The sequence below is a fragment of the Achromobacter insolitus genome (genome assembly GCF_002209555.1).
GTDB classification, from domain to species: Bacteria; Pseudomonadota; Gammaproteobacteria; order Burkholderiales; family Burkholderiaceae_B; genus Achromobacter; species Achromobacter insolitus.
Genome location: NZ_NJIF01000012.1, coordinates 135,688 through 161,223, shown reverse-complemented (window position 1 = coordinate 161,223; position 25,536 = coordinate 135,688). Strand labels below are relative to the sequence as shown.

The 25,536-nt window shown below is 66.2% G+C and carries 23 protein-coding genes; 8 read left to right on the top strand and 15 right to left on the bottom strand.

The features are described 5' to 3' along the window. Nucleotides 1-8: 8 nt before the first annotated feature. Nucleotides 9-986 (bottom strand): Bug family tripartite tricarboxylate transporter substrate binding protein, encoded by a 978-nt coding sequence (locus tag CEY08_RS26960; protein ID WP_076812613.1) that lies wholly within the window; start codon nucleotides 984-986, stop codon nucleotides 9-11. 87 nt (nucleotides 987-1,073) lie between these two features. On the opposite strand from CEY08_RS26960, the gene CEY08_RS26955 reads away from it, so the two are divergent. After that, nucleotides 1,074-2,075 (top strand): LysR family transcriptional regulator, encoded by a 1,002-nt coding sequence (locus CEY08_RS26955; RefSeq protein ID WP_341865759.1) that lies wholly within the window; start codon nucleotides 1,074-1,076, stop codon nucleotides 2,073-2,075. On the opposite strand, the gene CEY08_RS26950 is transcribed toward CEY08_RS26955, so the two are convergent. Together CEY08_RS26950 and CEY08_RS26945 are read right to left on the bottom strand one after the other, a co-directional pair. Beyond that, complete coding sequence (locus CEY08_RS26950) at nucleotides 2,010-2,306, bottom strand: hypothetical protein (protein WP_076812609.1); 297 nt, start codon at nucleotides 2,304-2,306, stop codon at nucleotides 2,010-2,012. The two genes, CEY08_RS26955 and CEY08_RS26950, sit on opposite strands and share 66 nt — an antisense overlap. Further along, entirely contained in the window at nucleotides 2,306-2,938 is a 633-nt protein-coding gene (locus CEY08_RS26945; RefSeq protein WP_042796933.1) for a LysE family translocator, read from the bottom strand. Before CEY08_RS26945 ends, CEY08_RS26950 begins: the two co-directional genes overlap by 1 nt. A gap of 154 nt (nucleotides 2,939-3,092) precedes the next feature. Between CEY08_RS26945 and CEY08_RS26940 the strand changes: the two genes are divergently transcribed. Next, on the top strand, nucleotides 3,093-3,908 hold the full coding sequence (locus CEY08_RS26940) for a DUF72 domain-containing protein (RefSeq protein WP_076812606.1): 816 nt from the start codon (nucleotides 3,093-3,095) through the stop codon (nucleotides 3,906-3,908). A 12-nt stretch (nucleotides 3,909-3,920) separates the two neighbouring features. Here CEY08_RS26940 and gorA read toward each other — a convergent pair whose 3' ends face one another. Continuing rightward, complete coding sequence (gene gorA / locus CEY08_RS26935) at nucleotides 3,921-5,279, bottom strand: glutathione-disulfide reductase (RefSeq protein WP_063640418.1); 1,359 nt, start codon at nucleotides 5,277-5,279, stop codon at nucleotides 3,921-3,923. Nucleotides 5,280-5,450: 171 nt separating this feature from the next. Here gorA and CEY08_RS26930 point away from each other — a divergent pair, with 171 nt between their 5' ends. Next, complete coding sequence (locus tag CEY08_RS26930) at nucleotides 5,451-6,074, top strand: LysE family translocator (protein ID WP_076812602.1); 624 nt, start codon at nucleotides 5,451-5,453, stop codon at nucleotides 6,072-6,074. 2 nt (nucleotides 6,075-6,076) lie between these two features. Here CEY08_RS26930 and aceE read toward each other — a convergent pair whose 3' ends face one another. Both aceE and CEY08_RS26920 read right to left on the bottom strand, forming a co-directional pair. Then, on the bottom strand, nucleotides 6,077-8,740 hold the full coding sequence (gene aceE / locus CEY08_RS26925; protein WP_076812598.1) for a pyruvate dehydrogenase (acetyl-transferring), homodimeric type: 2,664 nt from the start codon (nucleotides 8,738-8,740) through the stop codon (nucleotides 6,077-6,079). Between the two features lie 155 nt (nucleotides 8,741-8,895). Then, the gene (locus CEY08_RS26920) at nucleotides 8,896-11,181 is read right to left on the bottom strand and encodes a nitric-oxide reductase large subunit (protein WP_076812595.1); all 2,286 of its coding nucleotides are present in this window, start codon (nucleotides 11,179-11,181) and stop codon (nucleotides 8,896-8,898) included. Nucleotides 11,182-11,410: 229 nt separating this feature from the next. On the opposite strand from CEY08_RS26920, the gene CEY08_RS26915 reads away from it, so the two are divergent. Together CEY08_RS26915 and CEY08_RS26910 are read left to right on the top strand one after the other, a co-directional pair. Continuing rightward, nucleotides 11,411-11,869 (top strand): MarR family winged helix-turn-helix transcriptional regulator, encoded by a 459-nt coding sequence (locus tag CEY08_RS26915; RefSeq protein WP_076812592.1) that lies wholly within the window; start codon nucleotides 11,411-11,413, stop codon nucleotides 11,867-11,869. Then, nucleotides 11,866-12,570 carry an aspartate/glutamate racemase family protein gene (locus tag CEY08_RS26910; protein WP_076812589.1) on the top strand — a complete coding sequence of 235 codons (705 nt, stop codon included), beginning with the start codon at nucleotides 11,866-11,868 and terminating at the stop codon, nucleotides 12,568-12,570. Before CEY08_RS26915 ends, CEY08_RS26910 begins: the two co-directional genes overlap by 4 nt. Nucleotides 12,571-12,580: 10 nt before the next feature. On the opposite strand, the gene CEY08_RS26905 is transcribed toward CEY08_RS26910, so the two are convergent. Further along, complete coding sequence (locus CEY08_RS26905) at nucleotides 12,581-13,291, bottom strand: Crp/Fnr family transcriptional regulator (protein ID WP_076812586.1); 711 nt, start codon at nucleotides 13,289-13,291, stop codon at nucleotides 12,581-12,583. Between the two features lie 162 nt (nucleotides 13,292-13,453). On the opposite strand from CEY08_RS26905, the gene CEY08_RS26900 reads away from it, so the two are divergent. Together CEY08_RS26900 and CEY08_RS26895 are read left to right on the top strand one after the other, a co-directional pair. Further along, nucleotides 13,454-15,109 carry an acyl-CoA synthetase gene (locus CEY08_RS26900; protein WP_063640422.1) on the top strand — a complete coding sequence of 552 codons (1,656 nt, stop codon included), beginning with the start codon at nucleotides 13,454-13,456 and terminating at the stop codon, nucleotides 15,107-15,109. A gap of 36 nt (nucleotides 15,110-15,145) precedes the next feature. Next, nucleotides 15,146-16,915: an acyl-CoA dehydrogenase gene (locus CEY08_RS26895; RefSeq protein WP_042793027.1), complete on the top strand. Its 1,770-nt coding sequence runs from the start codon at nucleotides 15,146-15,148 to the stop codon at nucleotides 16,913-16,915. Between the two features lie 962 nt (nucleotides 16,916-17,877). On the opposite strand, the gene CEY08_RS26890 is transcribed toward CEY08_RS26895, so the two are convergent. Further along, a complete protein-coding gene (locus CEY08_RS26890) occupies nucleotides 17,878-19,056 on the bottom strand; it encodes an MFS transporter (RefSeq protein WP_088607843.1) in 1,179 nt (392 codons plus the stop codon). Nucleotides 19,057-19,228: 172 nt separating this feature from the next. On the opposite strand from CEY08_RS26890, the gene CEY08_RS26885 reads away from it, so the two are divergent. Beyond that, nucleotides 19,229-19,684 carry a winged helix-turn-helix transcriptional regulator gene (locus CEY08_RS26885; RefSeq protein ID WP_063959553.1) on the top strand — a complete coding sequence of 152 codons (456 nt, stop codon included), beginning with the start codon at nucleotides 19,229-19,231 and terminating at the stop codon, nucleotides 19,682-19,684. Between the two features lie 10 nt (nucleotides 19,685-19,694). Here CEY08_RS26885 and CEY08_RS26880 read toward each other — a convergent pair whose 3' ends face one another. From CEY08_RS26880 to CEY08_RS26850, 7 genes are all read right to left on the bottom strand, one after another. After that, complete coding sequence (locus CEY08_RS26880) at nucleotides 19,695-20,660, bottom strand: pyridoxamine 5'-phosphate oxidase family protein (RefSeq protein WP_076812579.1); 966 nt, start codon at nucleotides 20,658-20,660, stop codon at nucleotides 19,695-19,697. A 30-nt stretch (nucleotides 20,661-20,690) separates the two neighbouring features. Continuing rightward, complete coding sequence (locus CEY08_RS26875) at nucleotides 20,691-21,329, bottom strand: glutathione S-transferase family protein (protein WP_076812576.1); 639 nt, start codon at nucleotides 21,327-21,329, stop codon at nucleotides 20,691-20,693. Nucleotides 21,330-21,434: 105 nt separating this feature from the next. Further along, nucleotides 21,435-22,340, bottom strand: coding sequence for a LysR substrate-binding domain-containing protein (locus CEY08_RS26870; RefSeq protein ID WP_063640428.1), 906 nt, complete (start codon nucleotides 22,338-22,340; stop codon nucleotides 21,435-21,437). A 101-nt stretch (nucleotides 22,341-22,441) separates the two neighbouring features. Further along, nucleotides 22,442-22,807, bottom strand: coding sequence for a hypothetical protein (locus tag CEY08_RS26865; protein ID WP_076812573.1), 366 nt, complete (start codon nucleotides 22,805-22,807; stop codon nucleotides 22,442-22,444). Continuing rightward, nucleotides 22,804-23,277: a hypothetical protein gene (locus CEY08_RS26860; RefSeq protein WP_076812570.1), complete on the bottom strand. Its 474-nt coding sequence runs from the start codon at nucleotides 23,275-23,277 to the stop codon at nucleotides 22,804-22,806. Before CEY08_RS26860 ends, CEY08_RS26865 begins: the two co-directional genes overlap by 4 nt. A gap of 6 nt (nucleotides 23,278-23,283) precedes the next feature. Then, on the bottom strand, nucleotides 23,284-24,273 hold the full coding sequence (locus CEY08_RS26855; RefSeq protein WP_076812566.1) for a Bug family tripartite tricarboxylate transporter substrate binding protein: 990 nt from the start codon (nucleotides 24,271-24,273) through the stop codon (nucleotides 23,284-23,286). Nucleotides 24,274-24,336: 63 nt separating this feature from the next. Next, a complete protein-coding gene (locus CEY08_RS26850) occupies nucleotides 24,337-25,392 on the bottom strand; it encodes a beta-keto acid cleavage family enzyme (protein ID WP_076812562.1) in 1,056 nt (351 codons plus the stop codon). Between the last annotated feature and the right edge of the window lie 144 nt (nucleotides 25,393-25,536).

The window sequence follows — 25,536 nt, the reverse complement described above, 5'->3', positions numbered from 1 at the left end:
CCTGCGGGTCAGCCGGCAGTGATGCCGGTCAGTTTGATGATTTCAGCCCACTTGCGGGCCTCGCTGCGCACGAACGCCGCCGCGGCCTCCGGACTGTCGCTCTGGATCACGCTGACGCCAGCCGCACCAAAGCTGCTCTTGACGCCCGGGTCCTTGAGCGACGCCGTGGTCGCGCCATAGAGCTTGTCGACCACCTCGGCGCTCGATTTGCGCGGCAGCCAGAAGCCGAACCAGAATTCCTGAACCGCCAGATCGCTGCCCAGGATCTCGCGCAGCGTGGGAACGCCGGCAAGCTCCGCCAAAGGTTCGCGGCTGGTGACGGCCAACGCGCGCAGCCGGCCGCCTTGCACCTGCGGAACGGCGGTCCCGGCAATCGTAAAAGCGAAATCCGTATCACCGCGCAGCAGCGAGGTCGGGATCTCCACCGACCCTTTGAACGGCACGTGCGTCGCCTCCGCCCCGAGCAGCGTGACGAAGGTCGCCCCGCCCAGATGCGCTGCCGAACCGATCCCGCCGGAGGCGTAATTCATCTTGCCCGGACGCGCCTTCAATGCCGCGATGAGATCCTGTGCCGTCCGGTAGGGTGACTTGGCCGGGACAACCAGGACGCTAGGCGAAGCGCCGATGACAGTCACCGGGAGAAAGTCGTTCTCCGGATCGAACATCAGGTTGGGCTGCAGGGCCTTCTGGATCAGGTGCGAATTGGAGCCCAGCAGCACGGTATAGCCGTCGGCTGCCGCCTGGGCCACGTACTGCGCAGCGAGCACGCCGCCCGCGCCGACCTTGTTTTCCACCACGATGGGCTGGCCCATCCTGGTACTGAGCACCGGGCCGAACTGCCGCACCATGATGTCGGGTCCGCCGCCTGCGGCGTAAGGCACGACCACGCGCACGGCGCGCGACGGATAGATCTCGGCGGCGTTCACCATGGAACGGAACATCATGCCGGCGCCAAGGGCGCCCAGGCAGAAAGTGCGGCGTTGCATGTTGTCTCCTTGTAATGCGGGCAGGATAAGTGATCGCAGCTAATAGAAAAATTGATATATTTTGATATAGCGATAACTTAAAGTTTTATGTCCAGCGACCCGATGGAACCCGACCACCTCATATCCAAGCTGCGCTTTCGCCATCTCCGCATGCTGCAAGTAGTTCAGGCCACGGGCAGCCTGCGGGCCGCAAGCCAGGCGCTAAACCTGACGCAGCCCGCGCTGAGCAAGGCGCTGACGGAAATCGAAAATGCGTTCGGCTTTGTCTTGTTCCTGCGCACGGCGCGCGGCTTGAAGCCGACTTCGCAAGGCGAGGTGGTGCTGCGCGGCGCCGCCCTCCTGCTCCAAGAACTGGGCCACCTTCGCGCCGACGCGCAGACCGCCGATCGGTACGCGGCGAAGATCCGGATCGGCGCGCCTCCTTTCGTCGCGCAAACCTACCTGGGCGGCGTGGTCGAAAAGCTGGTGAACCATGCAAGGCCGATGCGCGTGCAATTGCTGGAGGAACGGGTGCCTGCACTCCTCCACGCCCTGGAACTAGGGGAAATCGACGCGCTGATCTCCACCTTTCCGCTGCAGATGCTGGAATCCGAGGCGGCCGCCTTTCAGTACATCAAGCTGTTTGAAGTGCAGTTCGCGGTGATCGCGGCGGCGGCTCACCCGCTGGTCCGCGCGCGGCGCGTGGACTGGGCCAGCCTGGCACGGGAACGTTGGGTCATGCCAGCCGAAGGATCCATGGGACGCAAGCTGATAGAAGACTGCTTCACCCACGCCGGCCTGCCCGCGCCGCTGCCCGTGGTGGAATCCACCAACCCTACGACCGGCGTTCAGTTCGTCGCCAGCGGCCTGGGCATCGGCATCGTGCCGGACATGGCGCTCATCCGCCGCAACGTGGTCCCGGCGGGCATGGTCAGGCAGATACGCGTGCAACCCGAGCCGCCTTCGAGCGTGGTGGCCTTGATCACCCGGAAGGGACCCACGAATGCCCGCGTCACCCACTTGCGGGAAGCGCTGGAAGAAGCGCTAGGCGCCCAGTCCGCCCAACAGCAAAAGGGCCACGACCAGCCAGAACAGGAAGCCGATGATTGAACGACGCAGCAGCGCCTTGACCGCGGCCCACAGGCACATCAGCCCCAGCGCCAACAGGATGAAATTGAATATCGACGGGTTCATGCCCATCGCGCCGGCCAGGCCCGAATAGAAATCCCCGAACGCCTTGCCCAGTCCGCCCAGCAACCACTTGAGCCCGGCCACGACGCTGCGCAGCGCCTCTCCGAGCATGCTGCCCAATGAAGCGAAGAAACCGTCCTCGGTCTGCATCAGCGGCGGCTATCCATCAGCATGCGCACCGCCAACCCGGCCAGCACCGTCCCCATCAGCCAACGCTGCACCACCATCCACACGGGGCGGCCCGCCAGGAAACCGGCGATGGATCCCGCCATGATGGCGATCAGCGCATTGACCGTCAGGCTGATCGCCACCTGGGTCATGCCCAGCGCCAGCGACTGCGTCAGCACGCTGCCACGCTCCGGCTGGATGAACTGGGGCAGCAGCGACACGTACATGATCGCAATCTTGGGATTGAGCAGGTTGGTCACCAAGCCCATTGTGAACAACGTGCGCGGGCTGCTCTTGGGCAGGTCGCGCACCTGGAACGGCGACCGCCCGCCCGGGCGCAGCGCCTGCCAGGCCATGTACAGCAGGTACAACGCGCCGCCGATGCGCAGCACGTCATAGGCGTAAGGCACCGCCATCAGCAGCGCCGTGATGCCGAACGCCGCGCAGAGCACATAGAAAACGAAGCCGACCGCCACGCCCCCAAGCGAAATCAGGCCGGCCTGCGCGCCTTGCGAGATGGAACGGGAGACCAGGTAGATCATATTGGGCCCGGGGGTGAGCACCATGCCCAGGGCAACCAGGGCGAACGTCATCAGATGGGTAAAGTCGGGCATGATGGGCCGGCGCGAGGACGCGCGGATCGTGGATTCGTGAATCCACACCTTAGCGCAAAACTGTATCGGAACAGGGAATTTTCCCGGACGGGCTTGGCGTACGAGTGGCGCCGGCGATACAGTTGTCCGGTTCCTCAGCCTGGAGAGCCCGGACATGCCCCAAGCTCATCCTCATCCGAAAGACGGCGCCATCCGCGTAGGCATAGGGGGCTGGACCTACGCCCCCTGGCGCGGCGCTTTCTACCCCGAAAACCTGCCGCACGCGCGCGAGCTGGAGTACGCCAGCCGCCAGCTCACCGCCATCGAGATCAACGGCACCTACTACAGCACCCAGAAACCGGCCACGTTTGCCAAATGGCGCGATGAAACGCCCGAGGGCTTCGTGTTCTCGCTGAAGGCTTCGCGCTATGCGACCAACCGCCGCGAGCTGGCCGGCGCCAAGGACTCGATCGAGCGTTTCGTACACAGCGGCATTGCCGAACTCGGCCCCAAGCTGGGCCCCATCGTCTGGCAGTTCGCGCCCACCAAGGTTTTCGACGCTGACGACTTCGGCGCCTTCCTGGACTTGCTCCCGGATCGGGTGGACGGCCTGCCGCTGCGCCACGTACTGGACGTGCGCCATGCGAGCTTTGCCTGCGAGGAATACCTGGAACTGGCCCGGCGCCACGGCGCCGCCACGGTCTACACGGACAGCGAGGACTACCCGTCCATCGCCGTCCGCACCGCCGATTTCGTATATGCGCGCCTGATGCGAGCCAGTACCGCCTACAAGGCCGGCTATGCGCCCAAGGCGCTGGACGCCTGGGCGGACCGCTTGCGCGCCTGGGCGCGCGGAAGCCATCCGGATGACCTCCCGCTGGCGGGGGCTCCAGCGAAAAAGGCGCGGCCGGGGGAGGTTTACGCCTTCTTCATCAACGGCGCGAAGGAACTCGCGCCCATGGCCGCGCGCGCCATGATCGAACGCCTGTAGCGGCGCCGGGGCTTACTGCGCAACCGGCGTGCGCAGGGTCACGAACTCTTCGGCGGCCGTGGGATGGATGCCAATCGTCTCGTCGAACACCTGCTTGGTCGCGCCGGCCTTCAGGGCGATCGCGATCCCTTGCACGATCTCCCCGGCGTCCGGGCCTACCATGTGCACACCCAGCACGCGGTCGGTCTTGGCGTCGACGATCAGCTTCATCAGCGTCCTTTCCTGCGACTCCGTCAAGGTCAGCTTCATGGGCCGGAAGCGGCTTTCGTAGAGTTTGACCTCGTGGCCGGCCGCCCGCGCTTCTTCGGTGGTCATGCCCACCGTCCCGATGTTGGGCAGGCTGAACACCGCGGTCGGAATCAACTGGTAGTCGACCTTGCGGTATTCCTCGGGGCGGAACAGGCGCCGCGCCACCGCCATGCCTTCGGCCAGCGCAACCGGCGTCAGCGGCACCCGGCCGATCACGTCGCCGATGGCCAGGATGGAGGGTTCGGCCGTGCGGTATTCGTCATCCACCTCAATGAAGCCGTCCTTGCCCAGCTTGACCGCGGTGTTCTCCAGGCCCAGGTTGTCCAGCATGGGCCGGCGGCCGGTGGCGTAGAAGACGCAGTCGGCCTGGATCACGGCGCCGTCCTTCAGGGTCGCGGCGAGCGTGCCGTCCGCCTGCTTGTCGATGCGCGTCACTTCCGAGTTGAAACGCAGATCGATGCCTTTCTTCGTCAGCTCGTCGCGCAGATGCTCGCGCACGCCCTGGTCGAAACCGCGCAGGAACAGCGGGCCGCGGTAGACCTGCGTGGTCTGGGCGCCCATGCCGTTGAAAATGGAGGCGAATTCGACCGCGATATAGCCTCCGCCCACCACCAGCACGCGGCGCGGCAGCTGCTTCAGGAAAAAGGCCTCGTTGGACGTAATGGCGTGTTCCTTGCCCGGAATATCGGGCACCTGCGGCCAGCCGCCCGTAGCCACCAGGATGTTGGCGGCGCTGTAGGCCTTACCATTGACCTCGACCTTATGGGGATCCAGGATGCGGGCGTGGCCCTCCAACAGGGTTACGCCGCTATTGACCAGCAAATTGCGGTAAATGCCGTTAAGACGCTCGATCTCCCGATTCTTGTTCGCGATCAGCGTGGGCCAGTCAAAGCTGGGTTCGCCCGCGTTCCAGCCGAAGCCTCGCGCCTGCTCGAAGTCTTCGCTGTAGTGCGCGCCGTAGACCAGCAACTTCTTGGGCACGCAGCCCACGTTGACGCAAGTGCCGCCCAGATAGCGGCTTTCCGCCACCGCCACGCGCGCACCGAAGCCCGCCGCGAAACGCGCCGCGCGCACGCCGCCGGAACCCGCGCCGATCACAAACAGATCAAAATCAAATGCCATGATGTTTCCTTCGCGTCCCCTTGCGGGCCCGCGTTCACTGTCCGGGAAAACCGTATTTAACACTACCCGGCACAAGCATCCGTCCGGCCGCTGTTTGCAGGCGGCCGCGATTGCTTTACAGTGGCCCGCAAGCTGGCTGCAATGCCCGGCCCTCTCCCTGGAGCAGATCCCATGTCGCTTGAAACCTGGCTGGCCTTCCTGGGCGCGTCCGCTGTCCTCGTGATGCTGCCCGGCCCCACGATACTCACGGTCATCAGCTATTCCATCGCGCATGGCAGGCGCGCGCGGCTGCCGCTGGTGCTGGCGGTGGCGCTGGGCGATTCCACTGCCCTGGTGCTGTCGTTGCTGGGCCTGGGTGCGCTGCTGGCCGCGTCGGCATTCTGGTTCACCGTGGTCAAGACGGCGGGTGGCCTGTATCTCCTGTACCTGGGCTTCAAGCTGCTGCGCGCTGGCGTCTCGCCTGCGGCCTTGCCCGCCACCGCCGCGTCCGGTTCGCGCTGGAAGCTGTTCGCCAACACCTACCTGGTGACCGCGCTCAACCCCAAGGGCATCATTTTCTTCGTTGCCTTCCTGCCCCAGTTCATCGACCCGGCCGGCGACGTGACCCGCCAGCTCTGGATCCTGTCGGGCACCTTCGTCGCCTGCGCCGGCCTCAACGCCACGGCCTACGCCGTATTCGCGGGCTCGGCCCGCCGCCTGCTGGCCTCGCCCCGCGCCCAGCGCGGCTTCAACCTGGGCGGCGGCGCACTGCTGTCTGCCGCCGGGGTCTGGGCCTTGCTGGCGCGGCGCGTCTAGCCTTACGGCAGGGCGGCCGAGACGGCCTGCGGATCGATGCCGTAGCGGGCAATAGCCTCGGCCGCGCGCTCGCGCGGAACCAGGCCGTCGTCCGCCAGGGCCTTCAGGGCAGCCAAGGCAATATGGTGACGATCCACGCCGAAATGGGCGCGCAGGGCTGCCCGCGTGTCGGACCGGCCGAAGCCGTCGGTGCCCAGCGTGACATAGCGACGGCCCGCCATGAACGGACGTATCTGCTCGGGCACCGTCTTCATGTAGTCGGTGGCGGCCACCACCGGACCGGCACTGCCGGCCAGGACCGTTTCCGCGTAGCCGCGGCGCGGATCCTCCAGCGGATGCAGGCGGTTCCAGCGCTCGGCCTCCTGGCCGTCGCGGCCCATCTCCGAATAGCTGGTCACGCTCCAGACGTCGGCCGCCACGCCGAAGTCCTGCTGCAGCAGGTCCGCGGCGGCCAGGGCTTCGCCCAGGATGGCGCCGCTGCCCAGCAGCTGCGCCCGCAGCGTGCCGTCCCCGCCTTCGCGCAGGCGGTACATGCCGCGCAAGATGCCCGCTTCGGCGCCTGCCGGCATCGGCGGATGCGCGGTCTTCTCATTGATCAGCGTCAGGTAGTAGAAGACGTCCTCTTCTTCCTGGTACATCCGGCGCATGCCGTCCTGCACGATCACCGCGATTTCGTAGGCATAGGCCGGATCGTAGGCCACGCACGAGGGAATGACCGAGGCCAGCACGTGGCTGTGGCCGTCGTCGTGCTGCAAGCCCTCGCCTTCCAGCGTGGTGCGCCCGGACGTCGCACCCAGCAGGAAGCCGCGCGCGCGGATGTCGCCTGCCGCCCACGCCAGGTCGCCCACGCGCTGGAAACCGAACATCGAATAGAAGATGTAGAACGGAATCGTAGTCACGCCGTGCGTGCTGTGGGCGGTGGCCGCGGCAATCCATGAGGCCATCGCGCCCGACTCGTTGATGCCTTCCTGCAGGATCTGACCCCGGCGGTCTTCGCGGTACACACTGAGCTGGTCGGCGTCCTGCGGCGTATAGAGCTGTCCCACGTGCGAATAGATGCCCACCTGCCGGAACATGCCATCCATGCCGAAGGTGCGCGACTCGTCGGGCACGATGGGCACCACGCGCTGGCCGATGCCCGGGTCCTTGAGCAATTGCGCCAGCACCCGCACAAAAGCCATGGTGGTCGAAAACTCCCTGCCGTCACTGCCCTTCAGGTGCGCGGCAAACGCTTCCAGCGCTGGCGTCGCCAAGGGGCCGGGACCCGCCGGCCGCCGGGGCAGATGGCCGCCGGCGCGCGCGATCGCGGCATCGAAGTAAGCGTGTTCGGCGCTGCCGGGCGCGGGTTTGATGTACGGAATCTCTTCGAGCTGCTCATCCGGCACCGGAATGGAAAAGCGGTCGCGGAACGCGCGCACCGCCGGGTCAGCCATCTTCTTCTGCTGGTGGTTGGTATTGGCCGCCTCGCCCGCCGCGCCCATGCCATAGCCTTTGACGGTCTTGGCCAGGATGACGGTGGGCTGTCCGCGATGGGCCAGCGCCGCAGCGTACGCGGCATAGACCTTGGCCGGATCATGCCCACCCCGGTTCAGCGCGCCGATCTCGGCGTCGCTCAGGTGCGCCACGCGTTCCAACAGCACCGGATCGGCGCCGAAGAAGTGTTCGCGCACATAGGCGCCGCCACGCGCCTTGAACACCTGGTACTCGCCGTCCACGCATTGCATCATGCGCTGGCGCAGCCGGCCGTCATGGTCCTGGGCCAGCAAACTATCCCAGCCGCTGCCCCAGATCACCTTGATGACGTTCCAGCCGGCGCCGCGGTACACGCTTTCCAGTTCCTGGATGATCTTGGCGTTTCCGCGCACCGGGCCGTCCAGGCGCTGCAGATTGCAGTTCACCACGAAGATCAGATTGTCCAGCTTTTCGCGGCCCGCCATGGCGACCGCCGCCAGCGTCTCGGGCTGGTCCTGTTCGCCATCGCCCAGGAATCCCCAGACCTTGCGGCCCTGCGCCGAGATCAGCTCGCGGTCTTCCAGGTAGCGCATGTAGCGCGCCTGGTAGGCCGCCATCAGCGGCCCCAGGCCCATCGACACCGTGGGGAATTGCCAGAATCCGGGCATGGTGCGCGGATGCGGATAGGACGCCAGCCCGCCGCCGCCCGTCTCGCGCCGGAAGCGGTCCAGCTCGGCTTCGGAAATGCGGCCCTCGAGATAGGCGCGCGCATAGATGCCGGGCGCGGAATGGCCCTGGATGTAGAGCATGTCCCCCGCAAAGTCCGGCGAGGCGGCGCGGAAGAAGTGCCGATAACCGGTTTCGTACAGCGTCGTGGCCGAAGCATAGGTCGCGATGTGCCCGCCCACGCCCGAGGTCTTGCCTGCGCGCAACACCATGGCCATGGCGTTCCAGCGCAAATAGGCATCCAGCCTCAGCTCGATGCCCATGTCTCCCGGAAACACGCCCTGCTCCGCAGGGCTCAGGGTATTGACGTAAGGCGTGGAGTTAGGCGCCGCATAGCCGCCGTTGCCAGCGCGGTCCTGGCCAATCAGCTGATCGAGCAAATAGTGGGTGCGTGGCCGGCCCTCGTGGGCCAGCACCGCCTGCATGGCTTCCAGCCATTCCTGGGTTTCCTGCGGATCGGCATCGCTCGGTTCTATCGGGGTGTCCATGGCGTCCTCCTGGTGGGCGCGAAGGCGGCATCCCCGTATACGGCGGCCGCCATTTCGCATTGTGAATTGCAATTGCATCATGTGCAATTGCAATCGTATGGAGGAATTTTAATAATTGCAAGTGCAACTATATTTTGGACGCCCCTGATGCTTCCCTAACCGCGTGCCGGCTTCGCCTGCAGGCGCGGCTCGGCCTGCGCGGGCTTGCCGCTCACGAGACCGAGGATCACCTGCGTCACGATGGCCAGCGCGCCCAGCAGGAATACGACGTCGCCGAAGGTGCGCCCCCAGCGCAGGTTCTGCAGCAGTTCCTGTTGCATGAAAGCTTCGCTGCGGGCGTACCACATGCCCTCGCTGATGCTGGCGTGGAACTGGATCAGCCCCACCGGCAGCAGGCTGGTGAAGATCATCAGCGCCAGGCCCAGGTTCATGCCCCAAAACGCCAGCTTCATCAGTCCGGGGCTCAGCGCGTATTGCGGACGGATGTAGCGCAGCACCAGCAGCGTGAAGCCCAGCGCCAGGAACCCGTACACACCGAACAAGGCCGCGTGCGCATGGACCGGCGTCGTGTTCAGGCCCTGGATGTAGTACAGCGATACGGGCGGATTGATCATGAAGCCGAAGACGCCGGCGCCCAACATGTTCCAGAAGGCCACGGCCACGAAACACATCAGCGGCCACTGCAGGTTTTCCATCCAGGGCGCGCGGGTCTTGAGACGCCAGTTTTCCCAGGCCTCGTGTCCCAGCACGATGAGCGGCACCACTTCCAGCGCCGAGAAGCTGGCGCCCACGGCCATGACCGGCGTGGTCGTGCCGGCGAAATACAGGTGATGGAAGGTGCCCGGTATGCCGCCCAGCATGAACAGCGAGGCCGAGGCCAGGCTGGCCGTGGTGGCCATACGGCGCGACACCAGCCCCAGGGTAGAGAAGATGAAGGCCAGCGCCGTCGTCGCGAAGACTTCGAAGAATCCTTCCACCCACAGGTGCACGATCCACCAGCGCCAGTACTCCATTACCGTCAAGTGGGTGCGCTCGCCGTAGAAAAAGCCCGCGCCGTAGAACAGGCCGATAGCGGCGACCGAGGCGGTCAACAGCGCCAGCAGGTTTTTGTCGCCGCCCGGCGTGCGCAGCGCGGGCACGATGCCGCGCAACATGAGCACCAGCCAGAAGCAGATGCCCGCGAACTTGCCGATCTGCCACAGGCGGCCCAGGTCCACATATTCATAGCCCTGGTGGCCCAGCCAGAAGTTCAGGTCGGGCGGCATGATCTGGGCGATCGCAAGGTAGTTGCCGGCAAACGATCCCACCACCACCAGCACCAGCGCCCAGAACAGGATGTCGACGCCGGCCTTCTGGAACTTCGGGTCGCGCCCGCCGTTGATCAAGGGCGCGAGGAACAGGCCCGCGGCCAGAAACCCCGTGGCGATCCAGAACAGCGCGCTCTGGATATGCCAGGTGCGCACCAGCGAATACGGGAACCACTGCGACAGGTCCACGCCATAGAACTTCTGCCCTTCGACCGTGTAGTGCGCCGTGAACGCGCCCAGCAGCACCTGGAACCCGAACAAGGCCACCACCAGGAACAGGTACTTGCCCAGGGCGCGCTGCGAAGGCGTCAAGGCGAAGGCGGTCAGCGGATCCTTGGCCGGCGCCTGCGGTTCATCGTCTTCCTTGCCCCGCAGGAAGGCCCAGGCCCACACCAGCAGGCCGATGCCCGCCAGCAGCACCACCACGCTGATGATGGACCACATCACGTTCTCGGCGCTGGGCACATTGTCGATCAGCGGTTCATGGGGCCAGTTGTTGGTGTAGGTGACCGCCTTGCCTTCGCGCTCGGTGGCCGCGGCCCACGCCGTCCAGAAGAAAAAGCGCGTGAGCTGCGCGCGGCGTCCGGCATCCGGCAATGTGTTTTCCTTCATTGCGAAACTCTCGCGGCTGCCATGCAGCGCGGGCGCATCGGAAAACAGCTGATCATAGTAGGCGGCGGTCTGCGCCATGGCGCGCGCGCGCCGCGGACTCACCACCAGGGTGTCGGTTGCCGCAACGCTGCGGTTGGCGCGGTATTCCGCTTTCAGGTCCGCGCGCAACGCAGCCTGGGCGCGCGCGTCCAACTGCGCGTAATCCTCGCCATGCCGCTCGCGCGCGGCCAGGTCCAGCCAGGCCGTCAGCTCGCGGTGCAGCCAGTCCGCCGTCCAGTCGGGCGCCTGGTAGGCGCCATGGCCCCAGACGGATCCCAGCTGCATGCCGCCGACCGACTGCCAGGCTGTCTGGCCATCCAGGATGTCGTCGCGGCCAAATAGCGGCTTGCCGTCGGTCGTGACGACCTGCCCGGGAATCGGCGGAGCCTGGCGGTAGACTTCGCCGCCATAAAAGCCCAGCAGTGCGAAGGTGACCGCCAGCACGGCGATCAGCGTGAACCATAATTTCCGATACGGACCCATGATGGGAACGCCCTCCAGTGTTTCGGTTAGTGGGGTACGTTCACCTATGCGAATTCCGTGCCAGGAAAAATCCCCATTGAATCATCATGTTGTGATTGACAGGGTGAATTCCACCGCCCTGCGCCTGGGTATAAATCACTACAAAAGGGTGATTCATACCCTCCACAAGACGCAGCGCCCTCTTACAATCCCCCGCTGTATTCGCGCCTCTTTTCAAGGAATCGACCGCATGGCCACGGGCAAGCCCGACGCATGGAGCCTCTTCCTGACCGCGCACGCGCTGGTGGTGGAAGAAATCGAAAAGCGCCTGACCGCCGCCGGCCTGCCGCCGCTGGCCTGGTACGACGCGCTGTGGGCGCTGGAGCGCGCGCCCGGCGGCACTGCCCGGATGTTCGAGATCGCCGAACGCATGGTGATTGCGCGCTATAACCTGACGCGTCTGATGGACCGCATCGAGGCCGAAGGCCTGGTCGAACGTTTCCGCTCGGACGAGGACCGTCGCGCCACCTATGCTCGCCTGACCCCCAAGGGACGCGCGCTACGCCGCGAAATGTGGAAGGTGTACGGCCCCGCGGTCGACGAACTGTTCCTGTCGCGGCTGCCGCAAGCGCAACAGAAGTCCATGGCGGCAAGCTTCCTGGACATCGCCCGCCATGTGCGCGCATCGCGCAAGGAGACTGCCGAATGACCGCCACGCCCTTGCACATCGGGATCGTCGCCTGCTCCGCGGAAGGCGCCGCGCTTTGTTATCGCACGCTGTGCGCGGAAGGCGCCCAGCATCTGGGGCCTCATGCCCACCCCGAGATCTCGCTGCACACGCATTCGCTGGCGGACTACGTGGCCTGTCTGGACCGCGCCGACCTGGCCGGCGTGGCGGCGCTGATGCTGTCCTCGGCAGGCAAGCTCGCGCGCGCGGACGCGGACTTCCTGATCTGCCCCGACAACACCATCCACCAGGCGCTGGAACACGTGCTGCCGCAGTCGCCCCTGCCCTGGCTGCACATCGCCGAAGAAGTGGCGGCCGAAGCCGAGGCGCGCGGTTACCGCCGCATCGGCATCCTGGGCACGCGCTGGCTGGTGGACAGCAACGTCTATCCCGATAAGCTGGGCAACCGCGGCCTGCAATGGCTGCGGCCGTCCGAAAGCGACCGCGATACGCTGGCGCGCATCATCATGGACGAACTGGTGTATGGCATTTTCAAGCCGGAATCGGTTGCCCTGCTGCAAGCGGTGATCGAACGCTTGCGCGATGCGGGCTGCGATGCGGTGGTGCTGGGATGCACCGAATTGCCGCTGGTGCTGAACGACGGCAACGCCGCCCTGCCCACGCTGGATTCCACCCGCATCCTGGCGCGCGCGGCGCTCAAGCGGGCCCTGCGCGGCGCCTGATCCGGCGCGCTCAGATCTGGTCCAGTCCGTACTGGCGCAGGCGGTCCAGGTCCAGCACCTTGATCTGGTTGTAGGCCAGCGCCAGGATCCCCTGGTCCGCCAGCGTCTGCAGCGCCTGGTTGACCCGCTGGCGCGACAAGCCAGTCAAATAGCCTAGCTCTTCCTGTGAAATCGCCAGCGTCAGATCGGTGGACGGGTACAGCTGCGGATTGAACAGTTGCGCCAGCGACTGCGCCACCCGCGCATCCGCATCCAGCAATCGGTGGTTCTGGATAGAAGCGATGAACTCGCCCATGCGGTTATTCAATTGGCCGATGACGAAATGCGAAAACGGCAGGCTGGCCGACAACAGCGCATGGAAGGTGGCCGTGGGCACCAGCATCACCAGCGACGGCTGGATCGCCACGACGTCGTACTTGCGCAGTTCCCGCTTGATGACACTGCCCTCGCCAAACCAGCCGCCGGGCGGCACGCCCGAGAACGTACAGCTGCGGCCCGACTCGTTGTAGATGGCCAGCTTCAACAGGCCCGAATGCACGCCCAGCCAATAGTCCGAGGGCGCGTTGCGCCGCGCGATCCACGCCCCGTTGGCCACGTGCTCGGCGCGTGAGGTCGCCAGCACCAGATCCTGGTGGTCGGCTTGCAGCGCAGCAAACCAGGCGCAAGTCCCGAACAGGCCGGACAGCTCCGCGGCGGAAACGATGTTTGAAACGTCGGACATGGAAATTACCGTGTAAAACTGCGAGATACGGGGTCGGCCGGCGGTCTGTCATGCAGGCGACAGACAGCATTTTCGGCGCCCCCGTAAGCTAGGGCAAGCGACGGGGATCAAACTCCCCGCACACGGATAAGGGACGCCTGCGCGTCCCGACAGGAGACAAGCATGAGCGGAATGTTCGATCGCGGCCTTGCGCGCCGCGACGCCAACTACGAAGCCCTGACCCCGGTGGACTTCATCGCCCGCGCGGCGCAGGTCTATGGCCAACGGCTGGCGATCGTCCATGGCAAGGTGCGGCGCAACTGGGCCCAGACCTATGAACGCGCCCAGCGCCTGGCCGGCGCGCTGGCGCAAGCCGGCATCAAGCGCGGCGACACCGTGGCAGTCATGCTGCCCAACATTCCCGCCATGGTCGAGGCTCACTTCGGCGTGCCCATGCTGGGCGCGGTGCTCAATACCCTGAACACCCGCCTGGATACGCCCAGCGTGCTGTTCATGCTGGGCCATGGCGAAGCACAGGCGCTGATCGTGGACACGGAGTTTGGCGAGCTCGCCCAGCGCGCCCGGGCGGAGTTCCCGCAGCTAAAGCTCATTTCCGTGCACGACCTGGACACCGCGCCGGCGGAACTGCCCGGCGCAATCGACTACGAAGCATTCCTGGCCGGCGCGCCCGAGCGCTACGACTGGAAACCGCCCGCCGACGAATGGGACGCCATTGCGCTGAACTACACGTCGGGCACCACCGGCGATCCCAAGGGCGTGGTCTACCACTACCGCGGCGCCTACCTGAACGCCATCAGCAACATTCTTGAATGGGACATGCCCAAGCATCCGGTGTACCTGTGGACGCTGCCGCTGTTCCACTGCAATGGCTGGTGCTTCGCCTGGACGGTGGCCGCGCGCGCCGGGGTTAACGTGTGCCTGCGCAAGTTCGACCCGCAAACCGTGTTCGACCTGATCCGCGCCGAAGGCGTGACGCACTATTGCGGCGCGCCCATCGTGCAGAGCGCGCTGGCCAATGCGCCGGCCGACATGCGAGCCGGCATCAGCCACACGGTGCGCACCATGGTGGCCGGGGCCGCGCCCGCACCGGCCGTCATCGCCAAGATGCGCGACATCGGCTTCGAGCTGACCCATGTGTACGGGCTGACCGAGGTCTACGGGCCAGCGGCCGTTTGCGCCCGGCAAGAGGCCTGGGACGCGCTGGACGAGGAAGAACGCGCGCTGCGCAATGCGCGCCAGGGCGTGCGCTACCACCTGCAGGCCGGCGTGTCCGTGCGCAACCCCGACACCATGGAAGAAGTGCCCGCCGACGAGCAGACCGTGGGCGAAGTCATGTTCCGCGGCAACATCTGCATGAAGGGCTACCTGAAGAACGAGCGCGCCACCGAGCAAGCCTTTGCCGGAGGCTGGTTCCGCACCGGCGACCTGGGCGTCATGACGGCCGACGGCTACGTCCGCATCAAGGATCGCAGCAAGGACATCATCATTTCCGGCGGCGAGAACATTTCCAGCATCGAAGTCGAAGATGCGCTCTACCGCCATCCCGCCGTGGCGGCGGTGGCCGTGGTGGCCATGCCCGATCCCAAATGGGGCGAGACCCCTTGCGCCTTCGTCGAACTCAAGCCGGGCTGCAGCGCCACCGCCGAAGAGATCATCGCGCACTGCAAGCTGCTCCTGCCCGGCTTCAAGGTGCCGCGCGCGGTACGCTTCGGGGAACTGCCCAAGACCTCGACCGGCAAGATCCAGAAATTCGAATTGCGCGCCGCCGTCGGCGCGACCAAGGCCATCGACGTGGCCGGTTCCGGCAAGGCCGGCTGATACCCACGTCTCCATCCATCCAGGAGCTCCGACGCCATGACGTACCAAGCCCCCGTGAAAGACATGCTGTTCGTGCTGAACCATCTCGCCGGCCTGCCGCGCGTCGCCGCGCTGCCCGGTTTCGAGGAGGCCACGCCCGACACCACCCAGGCCGTGCTGGAAGAATCCGCTCGCTATGCCGGCGATGTGCTGGCTCCGTTGAACCACCCCGCGGACCGCGAGCCCAGCGCCTGGCGAGATGGCGCCGTGACTACGTCGCCGGGATTCAAGCAGGCCTTCCGCCAATACGCCGACGCCGGCTGGCAGGGGATGACGCATCCCGCCGAATATGGCGGCCAGGGCCTGCCAGGACTTATCGGCTCGCCCTGCTCTGAAATGCTGAATGCCGCCAATCTTTCGTTCGCGCTCTGCCCGCTGCTGACCAACGGCGCGATCGAGGCGCTGCTGACCGCCGGTTCGCCCGAGCTGAAGGAACGCTTCATCGGCCCCATGATTTCCGGACAGTGGACCGGGACCATGAATCTGACCGAACCGCAGGCGGGCTCGGACCTGGCCATGATCCGCTCGCGCGCGCAGCCGGCAGGCGACGGCACTTACCGCATCTCCGGCACCAAGATTTTCATTACCTACGGCGAGCACGACCTGGCCGAGAACATTCTGCACCTGGTTCTGGCCCGCCTGCCCGATGCGCCCGAAGGCGTCAAAGGCATATCCCTGTTCCTGGTGCCCAAGTTCCTGGTCAACGAAGATGGCACGCTGGGCGCGCGCAACGACGTCCATTGCGTGTCCATCGAACACAAGCTGGGCATCAAGGCCAGCCCCACCTGCACCCTGCAATTCGGCGACGCGGGCGGCGCGCTCGGCTATCTGGTGGGCCAGGAGAACCGCGGCCTGGATGCCATGTTCATCATGATGAATGCCGCCCGCTACGCGGTGGGCGTGCAAGGCGTTGCCATCGCAGACCGCGCCTATCAACATGCGCGCGCCTATGCGGCCGAACGCGTGCAGAGCCGCCCGGTGGACGGTTCATCGAAGGACGCGGTGCCCATCATCCAGCATCCCGACGTGCGCCGCATGTTGGGCACGATGCGTGCACTGACCGAGGCCGGCCGCGCGCTGGCCTACTACACCGCGGGCCACGCCGACCTGGCGCATGCCAGCCCGGACGCCGAAGCCCGCAAACGCCATCTTGCGGTTCAGGAGTACCTGGTTCCCATCGTCAAGGGCTGGTGCACCGAGATGTCCATCGACGTGGCCAGCCTGGGGGTGCAAGTGCATGGCGGCATGGGCTTCATCGAAGAAACGGGCGCGGCGCAGTACTACCGCGATGCGCGCATCCTCACCATCTATGAAGGCACGACCGCCATCCAGGCCAATGACCTGGTGGGCCGCAAGACCCTGCGCGACGGCGGCGCGGTCGCCCGCGCCCTGCTGGCCGAAATCGGCAAGACCGAAGCCGCGCTGGAAGCCCGCAGCGAACCTGCCGCCCGCCTGATCCTGACGCCGCTGCGCCAGGCCCGCGCGGCGCTGGCCGACGCCATCGACTTCATCCTGGCCAACGCCGCGGCCCGTCCGAATGCGGTATTCGCCGCCGCCGTGCCCTATCTGATGCTGGCGGGCACCACGCTGGCCGGTTGGCAAATGGCGCGCGCGCTGTTGGCCAGCCTGGACCTGCGCCAGGAAGATCCGGCCTTCCACGACGCCAAGATCGCCACCGTGCAGTGCTACGCGCTGCATAAGCTGAGCCAGGCGCCGGGACTGGCGGCGGTGGTCACGGGGTCTGGGGAGTATGAGGTGCAGGCGTGACAGCCGCTGAGTGACGGGCTTGGTCTGAAATAGTTAGGCTGTCGCGTTCCAGTGCTTCGTAGGCCGCCCGTCGGCGCGGGCGCCTGAGGAGCGGGCGCCCACGATTGCGGTCCGGAGCGTTCGCTCCGGACTTCCCCCTTGTCATCTTCGTCCAGGCCTGCGGCCTTCCCTTCAGATTCCCGCGGGCGCATCGAGGTTGCCCACCCCTCAGGCGCCCGCGCCGACGGGCTACTTGAATCTTGGACTGATGCGCTGCTGGAGCCGTGATCAGGGGCGAGTCTTGCGTTGCCCGCCATTCTCGGCCGCGCGGGCGGCCGGGAATGGCATACATGGTTTCTTGAATTTCGATTGTGTCCGCTTGCGCGAATGCGACAAGTGGCTTGCTATTGGTCGCCAGCTATTGGGGGGTGGGCGGTGATGGGTGGCGCGCGACGGGCAGCCGCTAGCGCATGCAGACCCGGACGCGCGCCACCCATCCGGCATCCGCGTTGAGTGGCGATTACTGGCAGACCGGCGCACTTGGCCATCGCCCCCAACGCAGCTCAGCAAACTCAGACCCGACGATCACCTGCCATGCGCGTCACCACAAGTACGCCCCATCACCAGCGCGGCAGCGCCATCGCGCGACGCAAAACACGGCGTAAGCCCCAAAAGGCCGCCCGCGCGGCCGGCCTGGGGCGGGCCCCGCAAGACACGCCAACCCCACTCGTTCGTGGCCAGAACGCCAAGCACACCGCCCGCCCCAGCGCCCGTGAAGTTTCAACCAGCCGAGCCTGTCGCGTCGGCGGCCTGCGGGGCGCGGGGCGTCGATAAGCCCGAGGGAATCCGTAGGCAGCCGCCGCAGGCGGCAACGAGGATGACAATGGGGTAGTCCGGAGCGAACGCTCCGGACCGCAATCGTTGCCCCCCGCCCCGCAGGCCGCCGACGCGACAGGCGTCTCAAGAACCCACCAACCAGCAACCTAAGAACCAACCAACAAACGCTCCCCCCGCGGCACCGTCACCACCCAGAACACCAACGCCGCAACACTGATCCCCGCCCCCAAAACACACACCCCCAACCAACCCGCCTGCGCATAAACCACCGTCGATGCGATAGACCCCAGCCCACTCCCCACCGCATAGAACATCATGTAGGCGCCGACAAGCCGGCTATGCGCCTGCGGATTCACGCTGAAGATCATGGCCTGGTTGGTCACGTGCAAGGCCTGCAAGGCAATATCCAGGACCAACACTCCCAGGGCCAGCAACCACAGACTCTGCTCCAGGAAGGCGATGGGCACCCAGGCCAGGCACAACAGCGCCAGGCCCACTGCAGTCGTCCGCTCGCCCTGCCCGCTATCGGCAAGACGGCCGGCTCGCGCCGCCATCAGCACGCCCGCCACGCCGACCAGCCCGAACGCGCCCACCGCGCTATGCGTCAGCGAATGCGGCGGCGCGCTCAGCGGCAGCACCAGTGCAGTCCAGAACGCGCTGAAAGCCGCAAACATCAGCAGCGCGATCATGCCGCGCACGCGCAGCACGCGTTCGGTGGCAAGCAAGCCATAGAGCGAGCGCAGCAGCGCCCAGTAACCCAGATCCACCGAGGGCAGCCGGCGTTGCGGCAAACGCCGCGCCAGCACCACGGCCAGCACGGCGGCCACAGCCGCCGACACCACGTACACCGCACGCCACCCCCACAGGTCCGCCACAGCCCCGGCGAGGGTGCGCGCCAGCAAGAGACCTATCACTACCCCGCCCTGCGCCGCGCCCACCACTCGGCCGCGCTCGCCCGGCGCGGCCAGCGCCGCGGACAGCGCCAGCAGACCTTGCGTCATCGCCGTTCCGAGCAGCCCCAGGGCCACCATTCCCATCAACAGCCAGGGCGTGCCCGCCGACAAGGCGACGCCCGCCAAGGCCAGCACCAGCAACGCCAATTGGCCCAGCATCAGGCGCCGGCGGTCCAGCAGATCGCCCAGAGGCACGACAAACAGCAGCGCCAGCGCACAACCCAACTGCGTCGCCGTCACCACGATGCCCACCGCGCCTTCGGCGATACCGAACTCGCGGCCGATGGCGTCAAGCAGCGGCTGTGCGTAATACACATTGGCCACGCTCAAGGCGCAGGCCACCGCCAGCAGCATCACCAACGATCTAGGCATGGGCTCTTGAGGCCCCGATTGGGCAGGTTCAGGTCTGGCTGGCATCGCTCACTCCATTCTGGTTGCTTTATAAAACCAGAATAATAGTTTTTGAGGTTTTATAATGCAACCGAAATCTAGATAAGCCCGCCGTTGCCCCCCTAAGCGTCACTTTCCTCGACAAGGATCCGACATGGTCAAACGCACTAGTCTCGAAGGCGCCGCCTGCCCGGTTGCGCGCTCCCTGGACGCGATCGGCGACTGGTGGTCGCTCTTGATCGTGCGCGATGCCTTCGACGGATTGCGGCGTTTCGGCGAACTGCAAAAAAGCCTGGGCGTGGCCAAGAACATCCTCAGCGACCGGCTGCGTACATTGGTTGCGCACGGCATCCTGGAGGTGGCGCCTGCCTCCGATGGCAGCGCATACCAGGAATATGTGTTGACGGATAAGGGCCGGGCGCTGTTCCCGGTAATCGTCGGCTTGCGCCAATGGGGTGAAGACCACTATTACGGCCCCGCCGAGCCCCATTCGACCCTGATAGACCGCAAGCGCGGCCAGCCGGTGCGCAGGCTGGAAATCCGGGCGCAGGACGGCCGGCTGCTCGGCCCGGACGACGCCGTCGTCCAGAAGACCGCCATTCCCGGCTAGCGCGAATACGCTACGCCGCCCGCGGCCACTGCCCCGTCGCCAGCGCGGTGGGAGAATACGAATCGAAGCGCCAGCGCAAGGCCAACGCCCCCGGCCGGCGTACCACGCGCCGCGCCCGTACCCGCCACAATCGCTCGGCGCCATCGAACCGCTCGATCTCGGGGCTGTCCAGGATCACTTCGGCAGCGCCCGTCAGCTGCAGTACGTCGCCGCGCTCGAAATCGATGAACAGCAGGCCGGCCCGCGGATTGAGCATCATATTGCCCAGGGTGTTGAAGAAGCGGTTGCCGGAAAAGTCCGGAATGGTCAGCACGTCGCCATCGATCCGCACGAATCCCGGTTTGCCGCCGCGGTGCGAAACATCGACCGCGCGGCCGCCCTCGTCCGCGTAGGTCGCCACGAAAAATGTGTCGGATCTCGCAATCAGCGCCCGCGCGACATCGTCTAACCCCTCTCGCTCCTGCGGCGCGCCAGGAAAGCGCAAGGCGGGCGAACGCGAAAAGTGGAACTCCCGCGCCTGGATGTACTGCGGACAATTGCCAAAGGACTGCGCCACCGCTACGTCGAAGCGCTTGCCGTCCCAGGCCGCGATGCGACCGTTGGCGCGGTTGCGCCGCCGGGTGTGCAACTCGATTCCCAGCAGGCCCACCTGCCGGTCCGGCCCCAGGCCGGCCAGCAGTGGATCATCGGCATCCGGCACGGCCGCCACGCGCAGGCTGCGCGGATCCGGCGAGGACACGAAACCCGGCAGGCCTTCCAGCACGCCCGCCCAGGGATCGCCCTGCTCATCCACCGCTCCCGCGACCAGGAAGGGCAGCTGCTCGAAGAAAATGCGATGCTGCTCCGGCATGTAGTCGCGGATGACTTTGCGCCCCGCCACTTCCATGCGTTCGGCGACACCCGCCTGCTGTTGCAGCAAACGTTCACCGGCATGCCAGGGCGCGGACGACGCGGAGGCGGGTTCTACGTTGGTCATGGCATTCTCCTTGCGGGCGGCGCCCGTGTCTCAGGCGGCCGCCAGGCCCACAGGCGACGATGGCATGGGCGCAAAGCGCGGCAAGGCTTCAATGCGGCTAAGCCACGCACGCACGTGCGGGTAGGCATCCAGCGATACATTGCCTTCCGGCGCGTGCGCTACGTAGGTGTAGCAGGCGACGTCCGCGATGGTGGGCGCCTCGCCCGCCAGAAACGGGCGTCCGGCCAGCTCGCCATCCATGACTTGCAGCAGGGCATGCGCCCGGGCCAACGTGCTGTCCACGTCATAGGCGGCGCCAAACAGCGTCACCATGCGCGCCGCAGCCGGGCCGAACGCCACCGGGCCCGACGCCGCCGACAACCAGCGCTGCACCGCCGCCGCCCCCACCGGATCCTCGGGCAGCCAGGCCTGGCCGTTGTAGCGTTTGGCAAGATAAACCAGGATGGCGGTCGAATCCGCGACCACCACGCCATTGTCATCGATGACCGGCACCTGCCCGAAGGCATTCAGCGCGAGGAATTCGGGACGCTTATGCTCACCGCCGCGCAGGTCTACATCCACCCGCCGGTGGGGCACTTCGAGCAGGGACAGCATCAGGGCGACGCGGTGCGCGTGGCCGGACAGGGGAAAGCTGTAGAACGTCAGCGCCGGGGTCTGGGCGGTTTGCATGAGTAGGCTCCAAGTCGGATACAGCCTCCATCTTGGGCCGGCGGCCGCCGCCCGTGAACGGCCAGCGCTCGCAAGACACTCTTGCAATGCCTGAAAGAAACCCCGCTACGCGGGCAGCGTCGCCAGGTCGCGACGCAGGGCCTCGACGCAGAATTCGACGAAGCTGCGCACTTTCGCCGAGCTCTTGCGGCCTTCCGGATACACCACGTGCACGGGCAGCGGCGGCTGTTCGAAGTCGCGCAGCACCACTTGCAAGGCGCCGCTGGCCAGATGCCGCGCCACTTGGTAGGACACGACCTGCGTCAGGCCCCAGCCCTCGCAGGCCGCCAGCACCGCGGCCTGGAAGGACGTGACGGTCAGCTGCGAATCGACGCGCAGGCTCCTGGGCTGGCCGTCCTGCTGGAAGCGCCATTGTGGCGTCCTGCCCTCCATGGCCGCGGTAACCGTGCAATAGCGCTGCAGGGACTCCAGGTCCTGCGGCACGCCATGCTCGCGCAGGAACGCGGGCGCGGCGCAGACCACGCGGCGCACCTGGCCCACCGGCACCGCGGTCAGCGTCGAATCGGGCAAGTCGCCGATGCGCACCGCCACGTCCACGCGCTCATCCAGCAGGTTCACCACACGGTCCACCAGCAGCGTGCGCACCGACACTTCGCGGTGCGCGCGCAGATAGCCCAGTACGGCCGGCATCACATGCAACTCCCCGAAGAAGGCCGGGGCGGTGATGCTGAGCGCGCCGCGCGGCGCGGCCATGGCGCCGGCGACCGCGTCGTCGGCCTGCTCAACCTCATCGAGAATGCGACGGCAATCATCGGCGTAGCGCTGGCCGGCCTCGGTCAGGCGCAGGCTGCGCGTGGTACGCACCAGCAGCAAGGCACCCAGCCGCCGCTCCAGCGCCGAAACGCTGCGCGTGACCGAGGGCGCCGACATTTCCAGGCGCCGGGCCGCCGCAGCGAAGCTCTGCGCCTCGGCCACCGCCAGGAACACACTCATTTCATGGAATCGATTCACGCCTGGCGGCCTCCGCGCTGATGGTCGGCAAAGAGTAGAAGCGCGCACAGGGCGCGTCAATCCATCCCGGCTCCCGAGCCGGCATGAACGCCTGGCCGGCGTCAGGCCAGCCCGCGCGCGCGCTCCCCGATGAAGCCGAGCAAGGCCAGCGCCCTATGCCCCGCTTGCACGGCGCCATCCATGTCGCCGCGCACGTACAGCGGGCGCAGTTCCTCGATTTCCTCCAGGGCTTCGATCAGGGCGGGCTCGGCCAGGCGGTACTTGCGCAACACGCTGACCATGCACATCGAGGCATGCACCATGTCTTCCGAGTGCTCGCTTACCCCTGCCCGGTGCAAGGCAAGGTTGAGCCAGTGCGTGCCCGCCAACATGGCCGCCTCGATCCGGATCTCCCAGTCCTCGTCGGTGAGTTTGGCCAACGTCGCTTCGATGCGTAGCGCCTTGTCGCGATGATGTTCGGGGGTCATGGACGGGCCTCGGAGGGAAGAGCCTGCGGACGGACCACGGTCCGATAGACGGAAAGCGCCCGCGACAAAGCCTGGCGGCATTCATCGACGATGGCCTGCGTGGGCTGGCGGTCTCCTCGCAAACAGGGATCCCGGTGTTGTTCGAGCGCATGCAAGGCGGCCTCCAGGCATTGCAACGGCTCGGGCAGATCGCCGGGAATGGCTGGCCAGCCGACATGGCTTACGTCGCCCGGGCCGCGCAACTCGCGGCGCCAGCCGCCACCCGCCAAGGGAACGACGTGCACGCCCGGTATGGTGGAAAAGGCGCGATCCTCGCTGGTCAGCCCCACGGCGTGCAATGAGGCGTTCCAGATATTGGTGCCCGCAGTCAGGCAGGTCCAGTACCAGAGCTCGAAGTCCGGCAATGGATCCAGCCTGTCCTGCAATCGCAGCAGGCGGCCTATCTTGTCCGCATGGGAGGATATCTGCATGATGGTTCATTCTGCCTTGATGTTGCCGTCGACCACCACCTTGCGCCAGGCCGCCAGGTCCTGCGTGATGGTCTGGGCAAACGCCTGGCGGCTGACGGCGGCCGAGGCAGGCACGTTCGCTAGGCGCAACGCTTCCAGGAAGGCGGGCTGTCCCAGTTCATGGTTGATGGCCGCATGCAGCCGCTCCAGCACATCCTGCGGCGTGTTCCTGGGCGCGAACACCCCTTGCCAGCCCGCGGCGGTAAAGGGATACCCCTGCTCCGACAACACCTTCACATCCGGCAACCGCGGGCTGCGCACGGTACCCGTCAAGGCGATGCCGCGCAGCTTGCCCTGCTCGATGAACCCCAGCGGCGACACGACGTCGACCCAGCCCACGGGGATCTCGCCCGACACGATGTTGGTCAGCAGCGCGGGCGTGGTTTTGTAAGGCACGTGATTGATGCTCAATCCCGCGCGCTGCTTGATCCACTCCATGGTCAAGTGTCCGTTGGATCCTATTCCCCAGCTGCCATAGGACTGGTACTTGTCGGGCTCGCGGCGCAGCAGCTCCACAAGTTCGGGCAGCGTTTGCGCCGGCACCGATGCATGCACCACAAGCAGCACCCCGCCCACCGAGGACAGCGCCACGGGCTCCAGATCGCGCAGGGTCTTCACTGGCAACGCGGGATTGAGCGCTTCGGCCATCACCATGGACGACGCTGTGCTGTGCAGGATGGTGTAGCCGTCGGGCGCGGCGTTCTTGACCGCGGAAGAGCCGATCAAGCCGTTCGCGCCCGGGCGGTTCTCTATGACAAACGGCTGGCCGAGCGTTTCGTTGAGCCGGGCATAAAGCTGCCGGGCCAGCGTGTCCAGCACGCCGCCCGCGCCGCCCGGCACGATCACTTTGACGGGCCGGGCAGGCCACGCGTTCCCGCCCTGCGCAAACACCAGACGGCTCGCCAGCGACGCAGCCGCGCCCAGCAAGAGTTCCCTACGGGTCAATGAGATCGTCATCTTGTCATCCTGGATCGTTGTGCGGATGCGCGCCGCCCGCCGGGCGGCCGTAACGTTGCCGCGTCAGACGGGCTTGCGCAGGAAACCCTGGTTGCCGCCATTGCGGTTGGGCGCAAAGCCGTTGGCCTGCAGAGTCTCTTCCGCGGTTTCGTAGAAAACGCCGATCTTCATGATCTCGCGCGCCTGCTGCGCCGTCGCGATGGGCCGGCCGAATTCGCCGGAGATGCGGACCAGTTGCTTGATCTGTTCGACGGAGCTCATCTTGCCAGTGCGGGTCTGGTTCCAAAGCACGTCCTCGATGCCGCAGCGCACGTGCAGGCCCAGGGCAATGCCGATCATGTTGATGGGCAGCACATTGAGCACGGAGCTTTCCACTGTTACCACGGCGCCATCGGGCACCGCGCGGAGCATGTTGGCCAGGTTGTAGATGTTGGCCTGGTCCATGCCGCCGCTGATCGCCACCCAGTTCATCACCAGCGGGCCCTTGTAGACGCCACGGCGGATCATCCGCTCTATGGTTTCGAAGCTGTTGATGTTGTAGCACTGGAATTCGCTCTGGATGCCAGCTGCCGTCAAGCGCCGGATGTGCTCCTCGACCCAGCTGGGATTCGCGGGCACGACCATGTCCTTGTAGGTGGAATACAGGTGGGGAAAGCCGCGGGACACGCCCCGGAAGTCGTCTTCACCGGCATGCTCGGTGACGTTCATCTGCGAGGTATTGACGGTCACCGTCACCTGGTCGGGCTTGGGCGTCAGTTCGGCCAGCATGTGCCGGGTATCGTCGCTCAACCATTTCGCGGCCTGCCCTTCTTCCGGCGCGAAGCTGATGGAGCCGCCTACCTGGATGATCATTTCGGGCACGGCCTCGCGCACCCCGGCGATCAGTTCGTTGAATTTGGACAGACGCTTGCTGCCCTTGCCGTCGGCCTCGCGCACATGGAGATGCAACACGGTGGCGCCGGCTTCGTAGCAATCCACCGCCTTCTGGATCTGGTCCTCCATGGACACCGGAATGTCTTCCGGAAAGTCCGACGGTATCCAGCCCGGCGCATAGGGCGCGGCGGTGATGATCAGGGGCTGCTGGTTTTCGGGATACAGGTGGCCGTCTAGGAAATTCATGGCGTGGGTTCTCCGGCTGGGTAGGTGAAAAATGGGTCGCGCTGCATCGAGCCAGCGCGGCGACGCGGGCGCGCGTTGACCACGGACGTGCCGGCTCGTACCGGCGGCCCGAAAGGCGCGGCGCTGAAAGGAAAGAGGAAGCGG

Bases quoted from the DNA above. Each gene is read 5' to 3' on its own strand.
- CEY08_RS26850 (WP_076812562.1), bottom strand. From the start codon at position 25,392: ATGAATTTCCTAGACGGCCACCTGTATCCCGAAAACCAGCAGCCCCTG.
- CEY08_RS26920 (WP_076812595.1), bottom strand. From the start codon at position 11,181: ATGGGTCCGTATCGGAAATTATGGTTCACGCTGATCGCCGTGCTGGCG.
- CEY08_RS26960 (WP_076812613.1), bottom strand. From the start codon at position 986: ATGCAACGCCGCACTTTCTGCCTGGGCGCCCTTGGCGCCGGCATGATG.
- CEY08_RS26865 (WP_076812573.1), bottom strand. From the start codon at position 22,807: ATGACCCCCGAACATCATCGCGACAAGGCGCTACGCATCGAAGCGACG.
- CEY08_RS26890 (WP_088607843.1), bottom strand. From the start codon at position 19,056: ATGCCTAGATCGTTGGTGATGCTGCTGGCGGTGGCCTGCGCCTTGAGC.
- CEY08_RS26875 (WP_076812576.1), bottom strand. From the start codon at position 21,329: ATGCAAACCGCCCAGACCCCGGCGCTGACGTTCTACAGCTTTCCCCTG.
- CEY08_RS26950 (WP_076812609.1), bottom strand. From the start codon at position 2,306: ATGCAGACCGAGGACGGTTTCTTCGCTTCATTGGGCAGCATGCTCGGA.
- CEY08_RS26900 (WP_063640422.1), top strand. From the start codon at position 13,454: ATGAGCGGAATGTTCGATCGCGGCCTTGCGCGCCGCGACGCCAACTAC.
- CEY08_RS26955 (WP_341865759.1), top strand. From the start codon at position 1,074: ATGTCCAGCGACCCGATGGAACCCGACCACCTCATATCCAAGCTGCGC.
- CEY08_RS26885 (WP_063959553.1), top strand. From the start codon at position 19,229: ATGGTCAAACGCACTAGTCTCGAAGGCGCCGCCTGCCCGGTTGCGCGC.
- CEY08_RS26855 (WP_076812566.1), bottom strand. From the start codon at position 24,273: ATGACGATCTCATTGACCCGTAGGGAACTCTTGCTGGGCGCGGCTGCG.
- CEY08_RS26860 (WP_076812570.1), bottom strand. From the start codon at position 23,277: ATGCAGATATCCTCCCATGCGGACAAGATAGGCCGCCTGCTGCGATTG.
- CEY08_RS26910 (WP_076812589.1), top strand. From the start codon at position 11,866: ATGACCGCCACGCCCTTGCACATCGGGATCGTCGCCTGCTCCGCGGAA.
- CEY08_RS26940 (WP_076812606.1), top strand. From the start codon at position 3,093: ATGCCCCAAGCTCATCCTCATCCGAAAGACGGCGCCATCCGCGTAGGC.
- CEY08_RS26895 (WP_042793027.1), top strand. From the start codon at position 15,146: ATGACGTACCAAGCCCCCGTGAAAGACATGCTGTTCGTGCTGAACCAT.
- CEY08_RS26905 (WP_076812586.1), bottom strand. From the start codon at position 13,291: ATGTCCGACGTTTCAAACATCGTTTCCGCCGCGGAGCTGTCCGGCCTG.
- CEY08_RS26930 (WP_076812602.1), top strand. From the start codon at position 5,451: ATGTCGCTTGAAACCTGGCTGGCCTTCCTGGGCGCGTCCGCTGTCCTC.
- gorA (WP_063640418.1), bottom strand. From the start codon at position 5,279: ATGGCATTTGATTTTGATCTGTTTGTGATCGGCGCGGGTTCCGGCGGC.
- CEY08_RS26880 (WP_076812579.1), bottom strand. From the start codon at position 20,660: ATGACCAACGTAGAACCCGCCTCCGCGTCGTCCGCGCCCTGGCATGCC.
- CEY08_RS26945 (WP_042796933.1), bottom strand. From the start codon at position 2,938: ATGCCCGACTTTACCCATCTGATGACGTTCGCCCTGGTTGCCCTGGGC.
- CEY08_RS26915 (WP_076812592.1), top strand. From the start codon at position 11,411: ATGGCCACGGGCAAGCCCGACGCATGGAGCCTCTTCCTGACCGCGCAC.
- aceE (WP_076812598.1), bottom strand. From the start codon at position 8,740: ATGGACACCCCGATAGAACCGAGCGATGCCGATCCGCAGGAAACCCAG.